Below are 18,060 nucleotides of genomic sequence, written 5' to 3'. Positions count from 1 at the left end.
AGGCGTGGGGCCTCTCGGCACCCACCCGAGGGGAGACCGTCATGACGAACTATCTGATCCTCTACCGCGCCGAAGGCACCGCCGCCGACCAGATGACGGAGATGAGTCCGGAAGACGGCGCGGCCAGCATGCAGGCGTGGATGGACTGGCAGGCGAAAGCCGGCGACGCGGTCGTCGACTTCGGCTCGCCCACGCAGCCGGTGGCGGGTGCCGACGAGAGCTCGAAGACCTCGGTAGGCGGCTACTCGCTCATGCAGGCCGATTCGCTGGACGACCTCCAGGCGCTCCTGGAAGACCACCCGCACAAGGCGCAGGGCGGCTCGATCGAGGTCCTGGAGCTGCTGGAGATCCCCGGCATGTGACCTCATCGGTGGCCGGTCCTACTTCGGGCCGGCCATCGCGGCGACGGCGCCGAGCGTATACGGCACGAGCCAGATCGCCCATACGACGATGCTGAAGCGGTGGAACGTCTGCTTCTCGGCGTCCCGGTTCCGCACGAGCACGACGATCGCCCACGCCAGGTGCACGGCCATGAGGAGGATCGCGGCGGTTCCCGTCCACGCCATGAGCGTGTCGAGGGGGCCCGGCTCGATGCCGGCGGTGCGGCGGTCCGTGGCGATCCCGGTCATCATGAGCGTGCCGATCGTGTCGCACGCGAGACCGAGGGCGAAGAAGGCGGCGTGCCACCACTTGAGGGTCTTCTGCACGCGTTCGGCCCAGACGCCGATCGTGTAGAAGACGAGGGCGAGGGTGATGACGATGATGGCGGGAACGAGCATGCCCTCCACCCTAGGCGAAAAGCTTCAGTAATACGAAAGGTCGCCGAGCGGGCAGGATGGATGCATCCCCCCGCGCGAAGGAGCCCACCATGCATCAGCGTCCTCTCGGCCGAACCGGCCGCTCGGTCTCTCCGATCGGCCTCGGCACGTGGCAGCTCGGCGCCGATTGGGGTGACGTCAGCGAGGCTGATGCGCACGCCGTGCTCGAGGCATCCGCTGCCCACGGCGTGACCCTCTTCGACACGGCCGACGTGTACGGCGACGGGCGCAGCGAGTCGATCATCGGCGGCTTCCTCGCCCAGCGTCCGGGGCACGACATCGTCGTCGCGACGAAGATGGGGCGACGGATGCCGCAGGAGCCGGAGAACTACTCGCCGGAGAACTTCCGCGCGTGGACCGACCGCTCGCGCGGCAACCTCGGCGTCGACACGCTCGACCTCGTGCAGCTGCACTGCCCGCCGTCGGCCGTCATCGAATCCGACGCGACGTACGAGGCTCTCGACGCGCTCGTGTCCGACGGCGCGATCGCCGCCTACGGCGTGTCGGTCGAGACGTGCGATCAGGCGCTCGCGGCCATCGCGCACGGCGTCACGAATGTGCAGATCATCTTCAACCCGTTCCGGCTCAAGCCTCTCGACGAGGTGCTGCCGGCCGCCGACAAGGCAGGAGTCTCGATCTTCGCTCGCGTGCCGCTCGCGTCGGGACTGCTGTCCGGCAGGTACACGGCGTCGACGACGTTCGCGGCGAACGACCACCGCACCTACAACCGCCACGGCGAGGCGTTCGATCGTGGCGAGACGTTCTCGGGAGTCGACTATCAGACGGGCCTGGATGCCGTCGCCGAGCTCTCCGCCGCGCTTCCGGACGGCGTTTCGCTGCCGGCCGCGACGCTCGCGTGGATCGCCTCACGACCCGGCGTGACGACGGTGATCCCCGGCGCCCGCAACATCGCCCAGGCCCAGTCGAACGCGGACGCCGCCGCGCTCATGGACGGCGACTTCGATCTGGCCGCGTTCGACGCCGTGATCCACGACGTCTACGACCGCCGCCTCCGGGAGTCCGTCCACTCCCACTGGTGACCGCGGTCCTCTGCGCCGAGTCAGGGGCTGGGCGCCGAGTCGAGCTTTCGGCGTCGAGTCAGGGCCTCCCAGGTCCTGACTCAGCGACGAGGTCTCGACTCACCCGCGAGGGCTCGACTCGTACGCCGAGGCACGCGCGCTCAGCGCGCGACGAACCAGACGGCGACGCCGAGCACCAGGACGTTCACGACGACCGTGACCCAGAACGCCCGCCGGAACGTCCGTTTGCGCGTCTTGTGCCGGAACACCTGCTGGGCCACGAGCGCGCCCGGCCAGCCGCCGAGCACTCCGAGGGTGAGGAGGGTCCGCTCCGGCGTCCTCGGCGTGCTCCGCTTCGCCGCACGCTTGTCGAGTCCGTAGGCGGCGAACGCGACGACGCTCAACGCGCCGTAGAGCGCCGGCAGCCACCACGGCAGCGTGAGCGCGAACCAGGCCGTCGCGAACGCGGCGACGAACACTCCCAGCACCGTCCAGCTGAGCGCCGCCGGGAGCGGACGGGACAGATCGCGGTCGGCCGTGCGATCGATGGGGCGAGGTGATCCGGACACGCGCTCGATCCTATGGTTCAACCCCGCGCCTCCCCGGTCCCGCCGGCGACAAGCTCAGCGACCGATCCCGGCCGTGGACCGGTCCCCGAGCTTGTCGAGGGGTCGAGGCCGAACCTGGCGTCCTCGTCGGTTCGCGCTCGACGCTTCGACAAGCTCAGCGACCGATCCCGGTCTTAGGTACGGCAAGAACGAGGATGCCCCGGCCCTGCCCACACGCCGGACCGGGGCATCCACTGCCGACCGAGGATCAGCCGGAGTAGTCCGTCACGAACTGCGGCACGCCGATCACCGACGTGTCGGCGGTGCCGCCGACGCCGTTGACGACGTGCTCGATCGTGCCGGCCGAGAGGTTGACCGTCATGATGTGGTGCAGCTTCACGCCCGGCGTCTGCGGAACCGTGAACCCGTTCGCCGTGACGATCGACGGGTTGTTCTGGTTGAAGACGTACACGCCTCCGCCGTCGAGCTCGTGCTTCTTCACGCCTGCCGCCACGGCGTAGCCCGGGTAGCCGAGCGTGCCGTCGGGCTGCGTCCAGTCCGCCTGGGTCGGCGGGTCGTACGGCAGCTCGTTCTGGTACAGGATGACGCGGCCGTTCTCGCCGTTCCAGAGCGTGTTGTACGTCTGGAAGTGCTCGACGAACAGGCCCGTCGCGGTGACGTCGTCGCCGTTCACGATGACGCCCGTCGTGCCGATGTTGGTGTTCCATCGCTCGGTGTCACCGCCGGTGAATCCTTCGATGCCGTGGTCGGCGCGCCACACCCAGATGTGGTCGATGAGCACGTCGTCGGAGTTCACCTCGAGCGCCGTCGTGACCTTGCCGACGTGCGGGCCGCCCACGCGGAAGTACACGTCGTTGAGGGTGACGGGGTTCGCAGCATCCGCCTTGTGGTTGTTGCCGCTCGCCTTGCCGATGCGCATGAGCGCGGGGGAGAGGGTCGTACCCGCGTCGACGGTGACCCCCGCGACGACGACACCCGGCACGTCGGCGATCTGCAGCGGCACGGCGCCGTTCACGGCGGTGAGGGTCGCGTGGCCCATGCCGAGCACGACGGTGTCGGCGCGCTTGATGTCGATCGTGCCGTTGATGTCGTACACGCCGGGCGTGAAGATCAGGTTCTTGCCGCGTGCGAGGTTGTTGTTGATCTCCTGCACCGAGTCGCCGGGCTTCGCGATGAAGAAGTCCGTGATCGGGATGCTGCGCCCCGCCGCGTCGTTCGTCCACGAGGTTCCGCTCGTCTCGGTCTGTGCCGAGGGCACGCGCACGGCGTACTTCCCGTCGGCGCCGACGTAGAGGAACGGCTTCTCGCGCGAGACCGGGGTCTTGGCGACCGTCGTGTACGGCGGGTTCGGGAAGGCCGTGTCATCCGGAGCGCCCACGACGCCCGAGAAGACCTGGTTCCACACGGCGTTGCTCCAGCCGGCCACCTCGCTGTTGCGCGTGAGCCACTGCTGCTGGGAGCCGTTGATCGTGAAGGGCAGCTTCGAGTCGCCGATGTACCCGCCGCTCGCGTACTGCGGACCGGCCGTGCAGTAGTCCATGAGCGATACGTTCGTGCCGCCCGTGAACTGCACGCGCCGCAGTGAGACGGCCTGCGAGACGGCCCAGAAGTTGGCGCTCGCGCGGCATCCGTCCTGTCCCGACTTGTCGATGTCCACCGTCAGGTTCGCGAGCGTCCGCCAGAAGTTGACGAGCGCGAGGCAGTTCGAGGTGCCGTTGTTCTCGAGGCAGCGGTTGTAGACCTCCGCCGCTCCGCGGATCGTCACGTCGCCGGGCGAGGCGCCGAGGCCCGCGACCTCGGTGTAGTAGCCGACCTCGAACTGCAGCGGCGTGCCGGCCGCGCCGTACTGGCCGGGAAGGAAGTAGACCGCGTGCCGAGCCGACGTCATCTCTGCATCGCGCTGCTGGTCGGCGAGGTCGTCGAGCGTGGACTGGATCTGGTCGAGCGGCGTCTGCGGGCTGAAGATCGTGACGTTCGGCCCGAAATCGGGGTTCGTCGGGTCGACGGCGCGTGGCGGCGCGGCATATGCCGGTGCGGACATGAACGCTCCGGCGATGAGGGCGGCGCCCGCGGTGATTGCTGCGACGGTGCGCGTGCGACCGCGGGAGCGGCGGGCGGATTCGGGACGGGGGATCATGCGCAGTCCTCTCCGTTGAGGGTGATGCGGCGGGGTGCCGCATTTACTTACTGCACTGTAACCAAACCATAGGAGCGCTCTCAAGAGGAGATTTCGGGATGCCGCGGCACACGCGAAGGGCGCCGCATCCCGAAGGATGCGGCGCCCTCTGCGAGGTCGGACGACTCAGCGGTCGCGGAGCTCCTTGCCGTGCACGACGAGCGCGAAGATCACGAGGATGTCCAGCGCGATGACGGCGAGCGCCCACCACGGCTGGTAGCCGAAGGTGCCGAACTGGCCGATCGCGTTGATCGCCACGAGGATCACGGCGGTGATGCGGGCCCACGTGGCGCCGCGCAGCACGAAGATGCCGACGAGCACGAGCGCGAGGCCGATGATGAGGTGCCACCAGCCCCAGCCCTGCACGTCGAACAGGATGGCGCTGCCGGTGGTGGTGTTGAGGAAGATGCTGCTGTCGGGACCGATGATGGCGGCCAGACCGAAGAGCGCATCGAAGACGCCGGCGATGATGAGGATGATGCCGCCGAACACGGCCCATCCCACCCAACCGGACTGCTTGGTGTCGGACATATCCGTCTATCCCTTTCTCGGGGTTGTCACCCGCGATTCCGCGGGGTTGCGAGGGGCGGTTCTCACAGGAACCGTTCAGCTTCGATGTTGCCGCGACTGCCCGGCGCCGTCGACGCAGGCGCGCCGATGCTCACCCGTGTCGGGTGACGCGGGCGCGCGGCATTCGTCACCCGCCGTAATCGGCCTTCGGAGCTGCAGGCGCGGCTAGCCTGGCGATGACATGACGACACCGTGGAGCGCCCCGACAATGCCTGCGCTGCGGCCCTGGTCGATGGTCGTCGGCCTGGGCCTCGTGAGCCTCACGATCGACATGGTCGCCGACGGCGCGGCCTCCGTGAGCGGCGCACTGCTGCAGCAGCTCGGCGCGACGGCCGTGCTCGTGGGTCTCGTCTCGGGTGGGGCGGAGGCGCTCGCCCTGCTGCTGCGCCTGGTTACGGGCCCGTGGGCCGATCGCACCGGCGCCTACTGGGCGTTCACGATCGTCGGCTATGCGCTCACGGCGATCTCGGTGCCGCTGCTTGCCGTGACGCCGTTCCTCGGTGCCGCGGGCCTCGCCGTCGCGAGCGCCCTCCTGCTGGTCGAGCGCACGGGCAAGGCGGTGCGCGCGCCGGCCAAGACCGTGCTGCTCGCCGATGCGGCGGGAGCCGTCGGGCTGGGCAAGGGCTTCGGCGTGCACAAGCTCCTCGATCAGATCGGTGCCTTCGCAGGTCCTCTCCTGGTCGCCGCCATCGCCGCACTGACGGGTGAGCTGTGGCCCGCGTTCCTGTGGCTCATCGTGCCGGGCGTCGTCGCGATGGTCATCCTCTTCTGGCTGCGCGCGAAAGTGCCCGATCCGAGCCTGTATGCGCGGCTCCCGAAGCCCACGGCGGAGGAGGAGAGGAATACCGCGTCCGCCGACGGCGTCCAGCCCGGCGCACCCGACGTCGAGGCCGCGGTCGAGGCATCCCGAACCGATTCGGCGGAGCCGATCTCGCGAGGCGCGTTCCTGACGTTCATGCTGTTCTCGCTGTTCGCGGGCCTCACGACGTTCGGGCTCTTGAGCTACGGCGTCATCGCGTTCCACCTCGCCGACGCGGCGCTCGTGCCGACGAGCGCCGTGCCCCTCGTGTACGCGCTGGGCATGGCCGTGGCGGCGGTCGCCGCCGTCGCGACGGGGTGGGCGTACGACCGGTGGGGGCCCGCGGTGCTGTTCGTGGTGCCGGTCCTGACGGTGTTCGTTCCGGGACTCGTGCTCGGCCCGACGCTTGCCGCCGTCATCGGGGGAGTCGTCGTGTGGGGCGCCGCCTCGGGCGTGCAGGACTCGACCGTCAAGGCGCTCGTCGCCGACCTCGTGCCAGGGCGCCGGCGCGGCGCCGCCTACGGGTGGTTCGCCGTGTTCCAAGGAGTCGGCGCCTTGGCCGGCGCCGTCGTCGCGGGCGCGCTCTACTCGTCGGTGCCTGTGCTGATCGGCATCGTCGTGGGGCTCCAGATCGTCGCCGTGATCGTGCTCGTCGTGGTGTTGCGGCGGCGCGCGGCGCGGTCCGCCGAGGCGTCGCCGACCCGACGGTAGGGTGAGCGACGTGTCACTCTCGCCCCGCGTCACGGTCGTGATCCCGTGCCGGAACGACGCGGGATTCCTCGAGGAGTGCCTCGCTGCCCTCGCCGCCCAGACGAGGCCTGCCGATCGCATCGTGGTCGTCGACAACGGCAGCTCGGATGTCTCGGCCGAGGTCGCGCGGCGGTACGGCGCCGACGTCGTCGAGGAGGCGCTCATCGGCATCTGGCCCGCCGCTGCGCGGGGCTACGACGAGGCGCGCGGCAGCGCCGACATCATCGCCCGGCTCGATGCCGACTCCCGTCCCCACCCCGACTGGATCGCTCGCGTGCTCAGGGCATTCGTGTCCGACCCTGGTCTCGGCGTCCTCACCGGCGGTGCCGAGTTCTACGGTGCGAGCCCCCTCGTGAACTACCTCGGCGAACACTGGTACGTCGGCGGCGGGAACTACTGGATGAAGAAGTTCCTCGGCATCCCGCTCGTCTTCGGATCGAACTTCGCGATGCGCTCGGCCGTCTGGGAGCGCGTGCGCGAGCAGGTGGATCGCACGAACGCGAAGATCCACGACGACCTCGACCTGACGATCCGTCTTCGCGCGTCCGATGGCGTGCGTTACGACCCCGAGCTGCGCATGCCCGTCTCGGCGCGCCCGCTCACGACGCAGCGCGGGCTGTGGCGGCGCGTCTGGCGCGTCGTTCCGACCTTCGCGGCGAGCTGGCCCGAGGGCGCGCGCTGGAACCGCCAGTCGGCCGCGACGCCCGCCGCCTCCGACTCCTGGACGCCCGCCGACGAGGACTGGACCCCCGAGTTCGGCGCCTGACCGGGGGTTTGGTCGGACTCGACACCCTTCGGTCCCCGCCCTTCCGCCGGGTCCCGGCCTTCCCCCGGTCCCCGAGCTTGTCGAGGGGTCGACCCCGCACCCGCGACGAGCCCCGCCCGCGCCTCCACCCCGGTCCCCGAGCTTGTCGAGGGGTCGAGCCCGAGCCCCGCGAGGAACCACGTCCCCGACCCGACCCCGGTCCCCGAGCTTGTCGAGGGGTCGAGCCCGCACCCGCGAGGAACCCCGCCCCGTCACCCGATCCTGATGACGATGTTCCCCAGCGTCTCGTGCCCGAACTCTCCGAGTGCCAGCCCGATGTCGTCGAACGCGCGCTCGCGGTCGACGATGACGCGCAGGTCGCCCGATGCTGTGAGGCCGGCGAGTGTCGCGAGCGCTTCGGCGCTCGGATACCCGGCGATCGGCACGAACGTGAGTCGCTCGGCATCCCCGAACATCTCGGGGGAGTAGAGGATCGGCGAGATGAACATGCCGCCGTCCTTCACGAGTGCCGAGAAGGCGGATGCGTCGCCGCTCAGGTGCACCGCCGCGTCGACGCCGTCCGGGGCGAGCGCGGCTACCTCCGACTCGAGGTTCGCGTAGTCGACGGTGTGGGTCGCGCCCAGCTCGCTGAGAAGTTCCCGTCCGGCGCTCGTGCGCCCGGTCGCGATGACCGTCACGCCCGCGGCCGCCGCGAGCTGCACGAGGAGCGTTCCGACGCCTCCCGTAGCCCCGACGATGAGCACGGTCTTGCCCTCCGGCTCGCCGATCGACGCGAGGATCGAGAGCGCCGTCGATCCGGTGTGCGCGAGCGACGCGGCCTCGGCGTCCGACAGCACCTCGGGCGCGACGATCAGCCCTCCGTCGGCGTAGGCGGTCGTGTATTCGGCGAATGCGCCTTCCCGCAGGAAGGGCTTCGAGACGACGCCGAGCACGCGGTCGCCCACTTCGATGCCCGAGACGTCGTCGGCGACGGCATCCACGACCCCCGCGAATTCGCGCCCGAGCACGACCGGATACCGGTGCTCGAAGAACCCGCCCATGTAGCCCGCGGCGACTGCGAGATCGAAGTCGTTCACCGACGCCGCGATGACGCGCACGCGCACCTCACCCGGCTCCGGCTCAGGAGTGTCGATGTCGATGTGCGCAGGCTGTTCCCCCTGCGCTGAGACAGCGTATGCCTTCATTTCTGGTCCCCGATGACCTTCTGCGCGCCCTGTCTGCGGCGGGTCCGCGGGGCGAGGAGGGCGCACTCAGCCGACCGATATACCCCGCGCCCATGTCGGCGCAAGCATCTACTCTCGAGGTCATGATCGTGGAGTTCGACGGTGAGATCTTCCGCTGGGACGCCCGCACCGATTCGTGGTTCTTCACGGCGCTCCCGGTCGAGCTGAGCGAGCAGATCCGCGAGATTCCGCGGCCCTACCGCGGCTTCGGCTCGGTGCGCGTCATCGCCCGGGTCGGAGCCTCGACATGGCGGACGTCGATCTTCCCCGACTCCTCTCACGGCGCCTACGTGCTGCCGCTCAAGAAGAAGGTTCGGGATGCCGAGTCCCTCGTCGACGGCGGGCCGGTGTCGGTTCGTCTCGAGGTGCTCGACGGCTGATCAGACATGGACTGATACCCGGTATCGGCTTCCTGGGTACGCAGTGTCAGAAGCCTGACCGTTACCTGAACGTGACTAGCTGAGCTTGACCTTTGATGAGAGATCTCTCATGCTTTCTTCTCGGGAGGGGATTCGCGCTTGGGGTGCGTATCTCGAAACCCAGCCTGAAGAGACTGGGACGTAACTGGGGTGTTCTTGGGGGCCGGCTACGGGTGTTGCCGGAATATGCGCTACTTGGGGTGTTTGAGGACTGGTAATGAAGCCGGTCGATTCAGTGCTGTCTACCGTCCTCAAACAAGGAGATACGCACATGCGTGCAACCATTCAGAACCACCTCGAGGCTGCGAAGGCGCGCCGCGAGGAGAACAACGAAAAGGGCTTCTCGCTGATCGAGCTCATCGTCGTCGTGGTCATCCTCGGCGTCCTGGCCGCGATCGCCATCCCGATCTTCCTCGGCGTCCAACAGCAGGCGAAGGACAACTCGCTGAAGAGCATCGCAGGCTCCGCCGCTGCAGCTGTGGCCGCTGACCTCGGCAAGACCACGCCCCTGACGACCGCGGGCGGCGGCGCCGCCATCAACGCGAACGTGTACAAGCCGGCCGGAAACGCAACGGTGACGATTTCGGCGCCGGCGACTGGTACTCCGACGTTGGACAACTTCTGCGTTACCGCGGCGGGACTTGGCAGCACTGCCGGCGGCGCTACGGCCACGGCGGGCCCTGGCTGCCCCTGATGTCGGTGGTCTGGGGCCGCTTGACTCGTCGAGCGGTCCCAGACTCGTCATCACCCATTGGCCTAGGAGACCCGAACGTGCGACCGCAAAAAGATGACGAGGGTTTCGGTCTGGTCGAGATCGTCGTGGCGATGGTGCTTCTCGCCCTCGTCGCCGTCGCGGTCCTGCCGGCGCTGTGGCAAGGCGTCAGGTACACCGTCGAGCAGTCTGCCGTCGCCACCGCGACCCGCGAGCTCAACGCCCTAGTTGAGCAGGTGCGCGAGACGCCGACCTGCGCGCAAGTCGCCGCAGCTGCGGCATCCACCAACTTCACCGACGGCCGGGGGCGCGCGCTGACCTCGGTGGGGACCTACGGAACCTGCGCGCCTAAGAGCACAGTCACGCTGCGGCTGTCGGCGACGAACAGTTCCGGCACATCGCTCGCATCGGCCGTCGCGATCGTCTACATCCCATGAGCCTCCACAGACCGCGTGCCCTCGATGACGAGGGCGTTTCACTGATCGAGCTCATCGTCTATTTCCTTCTCGCCAGCCTCGTGGTGCTCACGACGGCGAGCATCCTCATCAACTCGTTCACCACTCAGCGCAACGTGTCGAGTGTCACGCAAGCCACTTCGAGAGGGCAGGGCATGGGCGCCATCATCGAAAGAGCCGTGCGCAACTCGGTCGCCTACGAGATCGCGTCCGACGGCACCTGGTTGAAGGTGCAGACGACGCTCGGCGGCAACCTCAAGTGCCAGGGCTTCTCCCTGACGACTGGCGAGGCCCGCCTTAGCCAGTCGGCCTCGATGCTTGCTAGCCCTTCGAACTGGACAACCTGGACGCAAGGCGTCCAGCCGCAGGGTACGACCCGTTACTTCACCGAGTCTGGCGAACGTGTCGTCTACACATTCGACCTCTCTACGAGCGGAGGGTCGGTGCGAATCACGGGCGACGCAGAGCCTCGATCCGTCGCCATCGGGTCCAGTGGCGGGTGCTGGTGATGCTCAAGCTCCGCTTTCGACCCGCGAACGATGACTCAGGCGCGGTGCTCGTCACCGTCGTCATCGTCATGCTCATCGGATTCGTCATCGCCGCATCCGTCGCGGCATCGGTCATGTTCGTCGTCAAAGACAACTACTCGAACCGCGGTCGCACCCAGGCCTTCATCGCCGCCGAGTCCGGCCGCGACGTCGCGGTCGCAGCCATCACTGCCGGATGCTCCGCGACGACTTTCACGGGCACTGACCCGATCTACTCGACCACGATCTACTCGACGAACGGAAACCAGCCGACCTCGTCCAGCGACGCCGGCGTCGCGGTGGGCTGCCCGACCTCCGCGACCCGGTACGTCGTCATCAAGTCGACGGGCACGGGGCCGAATGGCGCGACGGTCACGACGGACTCCGTCTACCCGTGGCAGGTGACCTACTCGCAGCAGCCCGGCGGCGTCGTCACCTACTTCTCAGGCGGCTTCACGGCCGGCGTCACGCACTACACGGGCGACCTCGTGCTGCGCGACGGCGACTTCGGCTGCAATGTGTCGGGCACGCTCGACGGCGACCTCTACGTGCTGTCGGGCAACGTCTCGTTCAGCAAGGCCTGCACCGTCAACGGCGACATCTGGTCGAGCGGGAACGTCACCAACAACAGTCAGCAGGTCACAGTGACCGGCAACGTGACGACGAACGGCTACGCGAGCTTCACCGCCAACGGCGGCACGAAGATCGGCAAGAACATCAGCGCCAAGGGTCAGGTCACGCTGAGCAACCAGGGCAGCGACGTCGGCACAGTCGGCGGTGCGGTCACGAGCCGCAACAGTGTCAATATCGGCACGAACTGGACGGTCGCGGGCCTCGTCACGCCGAACAGTGGGACCGACCCGGTGTTCGACCCGAAGCTCGACTGGCTCAAGGCCGCGACGAAGTGGATCGACCTCGACAACACGGGCTGGGGCACGAAGTACTCGGCCACGAACGTGTGCGATCTCATCAAGAACAACCCGAACCCGACGATCACGAGCCTGCTCGAGGCCTCGGGGAGCCGGCTCGTCTTCGACTTCACGTCGTGCAACCTCGGCAACGGCAATGAGTCCGTCACGGTCGCGCTCGGCAACGTCAACCTCGCACGCGACGCCGTCTTCATCGTCAAGCCGACGACGGCGCTGACCGCCAACCTCACGGGCACGATCGCGGGGGGAAACGGCACGAAGCAGCTCTTGTTCATCCATTCCGATGCAAGCCGCGCCTACACGAACGGCGAGCCCGTCCCGAACTGCGGCAACGGCAACCAGAACGACACCTTCAACGCGAGTGGCACCTTCACCGGTGACGTGCGGGTCATGTACTACACGCCGTGCGGCATGACGGGCACGGCGACGGCGAGTTTCTCCGGTCAGCTCTACGCCAACGACACGACGCACCTGCACGCGAACGCCTACACCTGCCAGTCGATGTCGTGGAGCCCCGCATTCGATCAGCTCGGCTGCAAGATCAAGGGCGCGGGCGGAGTTGCGGAAGGGTCGCAGGTGCAGCGTCTCGGCGACCTCGTGTACCAGACGGAGAAGTAGACATGTCTGGCCTGAACATCCTGCTCGTCGTGATCGCAGGAGTCTTCGGACTCGCGATCGGGTCGTTCCTCAACGTCGTCGTCTATCGTGTGCCGGCCGGCATCTCGCTCATGCGCGACAGCCGCTGCCCCGGCTGCGGCGAGGCGATCGCGGCGTGGCAGAACGTGCCGGTCGTCTCCTGGATGGCGCTGCGCGGCCGGTGCGCGCACTGCGGCGCAGCGATCTCGGCCCGCTACCCGGCGGTCGAGGCCGTGACCGCGGCATCCTTCGGCATCATCACGTGGGCCATGCTCGAAGCGGCGGGGCCGTCGGCCACACCGGGAGCGCTGACGGCGGCGATCGTCGCCTTCCTGTATCTCGCGGCGATCAGCATCGCGCTGACGCTCATCGACCTCGACACGCGGCGCCTGCCGAACGCCATCGTGCTGCCGAGCTATGTCGTCGCCGCGGTGTTGCTGACCCTCGCGTCTGCCCTTGCGGGCGACTGGGGAGCGATCGTGCGTGCCGCCGTCGGCATGGCGATCCTCTACCTCTTCTATTTCGTCCTGCGCCTCATCCGTCCTGACGGCATGGGCGGTGGAGACGTCAAGCTCGCGGGTGTCATCGGGCTCTACCTCGGCTGGATCGGCTGGGGAGCCCTTGTGGTCGGCGCCTTCGCGGCATTCCTGCTCGGCGGCATCTTCGGCATCGCGCTGATCCTCGCCCGGCGGGCGGGCCGTCGATCGGCCATCCCCTTCGGCCCGTGGATGATCCTCGGGGCCTGGGTCGGAATCTTCACGGGCGAGGCGATCGCCGCGTGGTACTTGGGACTTTTCATCTAGGGGGAACACAAATGGGGAGAACAGTAGTAGGGCTGGAGATCACGGAAGAGAGCGTGAGAGCAGCCCAGATAGCCATCGGGCGCACGCCTCAGCTGGTCGGGTACGGCGAAGTGCCGCTTCCGGCTGACGCTGCGCGCGACTCCGAGATCACGGATGCCGGAGCTGTCGCCGTGGCGCTCCGTCAGCTGTGGACGGGTGCGGGGTTCAAGGGCAAAGAGGTGACGCTGGGCGTCGCGAGCCGGCGCATCCTCGTGCGGGAGTACACGACTCAGGCGATGAAGCCCGAGCTGCTCCGCGAGGCATTGCCGTACCAGGTGCAGGACTTCCTGCCTGTGCCTGCAAGTCAGGCGGTGCTCGACTTCTTTCCGCTCTCGTATCACGACGACCAGGTGAGCGGTCTGCTCGTGGCGGCGATCTCGGAGTCGATCGAGCAGATCATCGCGACGCTCGACCGTGTGAAGCTCCGCGCCCGCGCGATCGACCTCGCCGCGTTCGGCCTCGCCCGCACGTCGGCACTCGCACACGGCCGTCAGGGAACGGTCGCGGCCGTGCACATCGGCGACCACACGACGCAGTTCGTCGTCTCGACCGGCGGCATCCCGCAGTTCGTCCGCCTGCTGCCGATCGATGTGCCCACCGCCGCCGTGCAGGCGCGCCTCGGGCAGACCGCCGAGATTCCCGTCGAAGCCGAGATGCTCGAGCTCGTTCCGGCTGCGGCCGCCCCCGCGCCCCGCACGCGAGGCGCCCTGCGCTCGTCGACGGGCGATCCGGTCGTTTCCGACCTCGTCGCCCGCGTGCGGAGCACTCTCGCGTTCTACGCGAGCCGCCCGAACGCGCTGCCCGTCGACGAGGTGCTCCTCTCCGGCGCCGGAGCCAACGTAGCGGGCGTCGTGCCGGGGCTGACCGCAGGCCTCGACGTTCCGGTGCGCGTCGTGTCGGTCGGCGAGATCGTCGCGGTCAAGTCCTCCGGGATCACTCCCGACCTCGCGCTCAACCTCGTGAGCACGGTCGGCGTCGCGCTCGGGGAGGTGCGCTGATGGCCAAGTCGATGGTCCCCGCGCTGGCGGGGGTGCCGCGCATCAATCTGATGCCCAAGATGGAGATCATCCGGCGCGAGCGCGATGCGCTCATCCGCGGCTGGGTGTGGGGCGTGTTCGCCGCGATCCTCGTGACGCTCGCGATCATCGCCGCTGCGTTCGCCTTCAAGTGGGTGTCCGATCAGCGTCTCGTCGCTGAGCAGGCGCACACGAACGACCTGCTCGTGCAGCTCTCGGCGCTCTCCGAGGTCAGCAGCGCGCTCGCGACGCAGAGCGAACTCGAGTCGTTCCGCTCGGATGCCATGGTGACGGACTTCGCCTGGGCGCCGGTCATGGCGTCGGTGAAAGGCATCCTGCCTTCCGATGTCGTGTTCACAGGCTTCTCCATGAAGACCGGTGGGACTCCCGTGGGAGACGACCCGACCGCCGAGCCCGGTCTCGTGGGCACTCTCACGCTCGACAGCCCGACGCCGATCGACATCGTCGGCACGGTGCGATCGCTGCGCCAGGTCGACGGTGTGCTCGCCGCCGACGGGCAGGCGGTCACGTCGAGCAACGTGATCGAGGGCCACTACGCCTACGAGATCACGGTGCAGTTCGACCAGTCCGTCTACTCGGGCCAGTACGAGGCCGACGCGGAAGGGGCGAAGTGATGCCCAAGCAGCTCATCACCATCATCGGCCTCATCGTCACGCTCGGCGTCGTCGCCCTCGGCGTCTCGGCGGTCGCAGCGCCGCTCGTCGCGCAGGCCTTCGCCGTGGATGCGCAGACCGCATCAGTCGCAGCGACGAACGCGACCTACGAGACCCAGCTCGCGACGCTGCAGGAGCAGCAGAAGCACCAGGACGAGATCCAGGCATCCGTCGACGCGCTCCGCAAGCAGATCCCGGGCTCCGACCAGTTCGACGACGTCTTCGAGGTGGTCGGCAATGCCGCCGCGGCGTCCGGAGTCACGATCGTGAGCGTGACGGCGGGTGACGTCGTCGCGTTCGCACCTCGCACGGCTGCGGATGCCTCGGAGACGGCCGCGGCGCCGGCTCCGGCGCCCGCGCCGTCGCCCAGCGCCTCGGCGGAGGGTTCGACCACCGACACGACGACGGATGCCGCGGCCGCGCCGACGACACCGGTCGGCGGTCGTCAGCAGGTCGACTTCGCGATCAGCGTGACGGCGACGTCGATGGACCAGGTCACGGCGTTCCTCGACGCGCTGCGAGGTGGTCCGCGACTGCTCAGCAACATCGAGACGAGCGCCACGACGTCGGGTGAAGACGCGATCGACGTGCAGGTGAAGGCGCTCGCCTACACGGATGCGGAGGGCTGAGCCATGGTCGAGCAGAACTTCGACGGGCTCCTCGCGAGGGGCGCGCGGCACAAGGCATCCGACCTTCACATCACTGCGGGCAGCCTGGCGCTCATGCGTGTCGACGGCGATCTCATGCCGGTGCCGGGCTTCACCGAGCCCCTCTCCTTCGAGTGGGTCGAGAAGGCCGCGTTCGACCTCATGACCGAGGCGCAGCGCCGCGAATTCGCGGAGAATGGCGAGGTCGACCTCGCCCACGCGTCGCCCGAGATCGGGCGCTTCCGCGTGAACGTGTTCCGCCAACTCGGCAACATCGCGATCGCGCTCCGCTACATCCCGGACCGCGTGTACTCGCTCGAGGAGCTCGGAGCGCCGCCGATCGCCCGCGATCTCGCGCTCCTGCCTCGAGGGCTCGTGCTCCTCACCGGGCCGACAGGGTCGGGCAAGTCGACGACGCTGACGGCGATGGTCGACATCATCAACGAGCTCGTGCCCGCCCACATCATCACGATCGAAGACCCGATCGAGTTCCACCACGAGAGCAAGCGCGCGCTCGTTCACCAGCGCGAAGTCGGCACCGACACCGACTCGTTCGCTGAGGCGCTGCGACGCGTCCTGCGTCAGGACCCCGACGTGATCCTCATCGGTGAGCTCCGCGACCCGGAGTCGATCCGCACCGCGCTGTCGGCGGCGGAGACGGGCCACCTCGTGCTCTCGACCCTGCACACGCAGGGGGCGGCGAAGAGCGTCAACCGCATCATCGACGTGTTCCCCGCCGACCAGCAGGCGCAGATCCGCACGCAGCTCGGCGACACCCTGCAGGGCATCATCAGCCAGACGCTCATGCCGCTGGCGCAGACGAACGGTCGCACGATCGCAACCGAGGTGCTCATCAACACTCCGGCCGTCGCGAACATGATCCGCGAGGGGCAGGTCGCGCAGATCTACTCGGCGATGCAGGCGGGCTCATCGGTCGGAATGCACACGCTCGATCAGGATCTGAAGCGCCTCGTCGAGGAGGGCGTCATCGCGCACAACGTCGCGAGGTCGTTCGCCGTCGATCCCAGCTCGCTCGACGGCGTGTGGGTGCGCCCGAGCGACCTCGACGCGGAGGCATGGTCGGCGCACGCAGGGGAGTGGCATCAGCCGCTCGTCGGCGCGTCCGCATCCACGCCCGTCGGCGGCGAGATCGGAGCGGCGCTCGGCACGGGCATCGGCATGGGGTCGCGCTTCGGTGCTCCGCAGCCCCGGCAGGAGGTCTGAGTCATGGCAGTCCTGCAGGAGTTCGTCTACCGCGCGGTCGACCCGCGCAGCGGCAGCGTCGTCAAGGGCTCGATCGAGGCGCAGACCGAGTCCGCCGTCACGGGCAAGCTCAAGGCTCAGGGCCTCACGCCGCTCGAGGTCGGGCTGAAGTCGAACACGGGTCTCAACCGCGAGATCCGCATCGGCAGCGGCTCGAAGCACGTCTCGGCCAAGGCGCTCGCTGTCTTCGCGCGGCAGATGGCGGGGCTGCTCACCGCCGGCCTTCCGCTCATGCGCACGCTCGCGGTGCTGATCGACCAGACCGACGACAAGAACCTCAAGCCGGCGCTCATCGCGGTGCAGGCTGATGTGGAAGGCGGCTCATCGTTCTCGGCGGCGCTGGCGCGGCATCCGCAGACCTTCCCGCCGCTCTTGCTGAGCATCGTTCGTGTCGGCGAGAGCGGCGGCTTCCTGGCACGTGCGCTCAACTCGATCGCCGAGAACTACAAGCGCGAAGCCGAGCTGCAGAACAAGATCCGCGCCGCGGTCACGTACCCGATCATCGTCCTCTCGATCGCGATCATCGGCGTGCTCGTCATGGTCACGTTCGTCGTGCCGATCTTCGAGCAGATGTTCGAGGGCATCGGGGGTGCGCTTCCGCTCCCGACGCAGATCCTCGTGACGATCTCGAAGAACATGGTCTGGATCCTGCCGGCCCTCGTCCTCGTCATAGCGGTCATCTGGATCTGGTGGGTGCGCAATCGGCACACGGAGCAGGTGCGCCGCGTCGTCGACCCGCTCAAGCTCAAGCTGCCGATCTTCGGCAAGGTCGCCACCAAGATCGCCGTCGCGCGATTCGCCCGCAACCTGTCGATGATGCTCGACGCCGGCGTGCCGATCATCCAGGCCCTTTCGATCGTCGGCCAGGCGTCGAACAACTGGAAGATCGAGGGTGCCGTGCGCGACATCCAGGAATCGATCCGACAGGGCCGTTCGTTTGCCGGCCCGCTCGCGAAGGCCGAGGTCTTCCCGACGATGGTGTCGCAGATGGTGGCCGTCGGCGAGGAGTCGGGCACGCTCGTCGAGATGCTCGCAAGCATCGCCGACTTCTACGAGGACGAGGTCGAGACCGCCACGTCGCAGCTGTCGGCGATGATCGAGCCGCTGCTCATCGTGATCATCGGCATCGTGATCGGTGGCATGGTGATCTCGCTCTACCTGCCGATCTTCACGCTGTATGGAGAGCTCGCACAGCAGTAGGAGAAGTCTTCTGGGGGGAAGGAGGCGGCGGCATCTTGGGGGATGCCGCC

General features: G+C 68.2%; 20 protein-coding genes. 15 read left to right on the top strand and 5 right to left on the bottom strand.

The window, feature by feature from the left end; translation table 11 throughout:
• Positions 1–41 precede the first annotated feature (41 nt).
• Positions 42–362, top strand: a complete 321-nt coding sequence (locus ACH3VR_RS19295) for a YciI family protein (protein ID WP_397557953.1) — start codon at positions 42–44, stop codon at positions 360–362.
• Positions 363–380: 18 nt separating this feature from the next.
• On the opposite strand, the gene ACH3VR_RS19290 is transcribed toward ACH3VR_RS19295, so the two are convergent.
• Positions 381–779 (bottom strand): HsmA family protein, encoded by a 399-nt coding sequence (locus ACH3VR_RS19290; protein ID WP_397557952.1) that lies wholly within the window; start codon positions 777–779, stop codon positions 381–383.
• A gap of 89 nt (positions 780–868) precedes the next feature.
• On the opposite strand from ACH3VR_RS19290, the gene ACH3VR_RS19285 reads away from it, so the two are divergent.
• Positions 869–1,858: an aldo/keto reductase gene (locus ACH3VR_RS19285; RefSeq protein WP_397557951.1), complete on the top strand. Its 990-nt coding sequence runs from the start codon at positions 869–871 to the stop codon at positions 1,856–1,858.
• A gap of 140 nt (positions 1,859–1,998) precedes the next feature.
• On the opposite strand, the gene ACH3VR_RS19280 is transcribed toward ACH3VR_RS19285, so the two are convergent.
• From ACH3VR_RS19280 to ACH3VR_RS19270, 3 genes are all read right to left on the bottom strand, one after another.
• On the bottom strand, positions 1,999–2,406 hold the full coding sequence (locus ACH3VR_RS19280) for a DUF1294 domain-containing protein (RefSeq protein WP_397557950.1): 408 nt from the start codon (positions 2,404–2,406) through the stop codon (positions 1,999–2,001).
• Positions 2,407–2,653: 247 nt separating this feature from the next.
• Positions 2,654–4,543, bottom strand: a complete 1,890-nt coding sequence (locus ACH3VR_RS19275) for an adenylyl cyclase (RefSeq protein WP_397557949.1) — start codon at positions 4,541–4,543, stop codon at positions 2,654–2,656.
• Positions 4,544–4,708: 165 nt separating this feature from the next.
• Positions 4,709–5,113, bottom strand: coding sequence for a DUF7144 family membrane protein (locus ACH3VR_RS19270; RefSeq protein ID WP_397557948.1), 405 nt, complete (start codon positions 5,111–5,113; stop codon positions 4,709–4,711).
• A 220-nt stretch (positions 5,114–5,333) separates the two neighbouring features.
• Between ACH3VR_RS19270 and ACH3VR_RS19265 the strand changes: the two genes are divergently transcribed.
• Positions 5,334–6,662, top strand: coding sequence for an MFS transporter (locus ACH3VR_RS19265; protein ID WP_397557947.1), 1,329 nt, complete (start codon positions 5,334–5,336; stop codon positions 6,660–6,662).
• A gap of 10 nt (positions 6,663–6,672) precedes the next feature.
• On the top strand, positions 6,673–7,467 hold the full coding sequence (locus ACH3VR_RS19260; RefSeq protein WP_397557946.1) for a glycosyltransferase: 795 nt from the start codon (positions 6,673–6,675) through the stop codon (positions 7,465–7,467).
• Positions 7,468–7,718: 251 nt separating this feature from the next.
• Here ACH3VR_RS19260 and ACH3VR_RS19255 read toward each other — a convergent pair whose 3' ends face one another.
• On the bottom strand, positions 7,719–8,651 hold the full coding sequence (locus ACH3VR_RS19255; RefSeq protein WP_397557945.1) for an NADP-dependent oxidoreductase: 933 nt from the start codon (positions 8,649–8,651) through the stop codon (positions 7,719–7,721).
• Between the two features lie 122 nt (positions 8,652–8,773).
• Between ACH3VR_RS19255 and ACH3VR_RS19250 the strand changes: the two genes are divergently transcribed.
• The 11 genes from ACH3VR_RS19250 (at position 8,774) to ACH3VR_RS19200 (ending at position 18,010) form a co-directional block, all read left to right on the top strand.
• Positions 8,774–9,070: a DUF1905 domain-containing protein gene (locus tag ACH3VR_RS19250; protein WP_397557944.1), complete on the top strand. Its 297-nt coding sequence runs from the start codon at positions 8,774–8,776 to the stop codon at positions 9,068–9,070.
• 256 nt (positions 9,071–9,326) lie between these two features.
• A complete protein-coding gene (locus ACH3VR_RS19245) occupies positions 9,327–9,803 on the top strand; it encodes a prepilin-type N-terminal cleavage/methylation domain-containing protein (RefSeq protein ID WP_397557943.1) in 477 nt (158 codons plus the stop codon).
• Between the two features lie 77 nt (positions 9,804–9,880).
• Entirely contained in the window at positions 9,881–10,258 is a 378-nt protein-coding gene (locus ACH3VR_RS19240) for a prepilin-type N-terminal cleavage/methylation domain-containing protein (protein WP_397557942.1), read from the top strand.
• Entirely contained in the window at positions 10,255–10,785 is a 531-nt protein-coding gene (locus tag ACH3VR_RS19235; protein ID WP_397557941.1) for a hypothetical protein, read from the top strand. Before ACH3VR_RS19240 ends, ACH3VR_RS19235 begins: the two co-directional genes overlap by 4 nt.
• A complete protein-coding gene (locus ACH3VR_RS19230; protein WP_397557940.1) occupies positions 10,785–12,350 on the top strand; it encodes a hypothetical protein in 1,566 nt (521 codons plus the stop codon). The genes ACH3VR_RS19235 and ACH3VR_RS19230 overlap by 1 nt, the downstream gene beginning before the upstream one ends.
• A gap of 2 nt (positions 12,351–12,352) precedes the next feature.
• A complete protein-coding gene (locus ACH3VR_RS19225) occupies positions 12,353–13,171 on the top strand; it encodes a prepilin peptidase (protein WP_397557939.1) in 819 nt (272 codons plus the stop codon).
• An 11-nt stretch (positions 13,172–13,182) separates the two neighbouring features.
• Positions 13,183–14,208 (top strand): pilus assembly protein PilM, encoded by a 1,026-nt coding sequence (pilM, locus tag ACH3VR_RS19220; protein ID WP_397557938.1) that lies wholly within the window; start codon positions 13,183–13,185, stop codon positions 14,206–14,208.
• Entirely contained in the window at positions 14,208–14,861 is a 654-nt protein-coding gene (locus ACH3VR_RS19215) for a hypothetical protein (protein WP_397557937.1), read from the top strand. The genes pilM and ACH3VR_RS19215 overlap by 1 nt, the downstream gene beginning before the upstream one ends.
• On the top strand, positions 14,861–15,529 hold the full coding sequence (locus tag ACH3VR_RS19210; protein WP_397557936.1) for a hypothetical protein: 669 nt from the start codon (positions 14,861–14,863) through the stop codon (positions 15,527–15,529). The genes ACH3VR_RS19215 and ACH3VR_RS19210 overlap by 1 nt, the downstream gene beginning before the upstream one ends.
• Positions 15,530–15,532: 3 nt before the next feature.
• Positions 15,533–16,771 (top strand): type IV pilus twitching motility protein PilT, encoded by a 1,239-nt coding sequence (locus ACH3VR_RS19205; protein WP_397557935.1) that lies wholly within the window; start codon positions 15,533–15,535, stop codon positions 16,769–16,771.
• 3 nt (positions 16,772–16,774) lie between these two features.
• Positions 16,775–18,010: a type II secretion system F family protein gene (locus ACH3VR_RS19200; RefSeq protein ID WP_397557934.1), complete on the top strand. Its 1,236-nt coding sequence runs from the start codon at positions 16,775–16,777 to the stop codon at positions 18,008–18,010.
• Positions 18,011–18,060 lie beyond the last annotated feature (50 nt).

The sequence above is a fragment of the Microbacterium alkaliflavum genome, assembly GCF_044325405.1.
Classification (GTDB): Bacteria; Actinomycetota; Actinomycetes; order Actinomycetales; family Microbacteriaceae; genus Microbacterium; species Microbacterium alkaliflavum.
The sequence above is the reverse complement of the archived record's forward strand: the minus strand, read 5'-3'. Positions and strand labels throughout refer to the sequence as shown.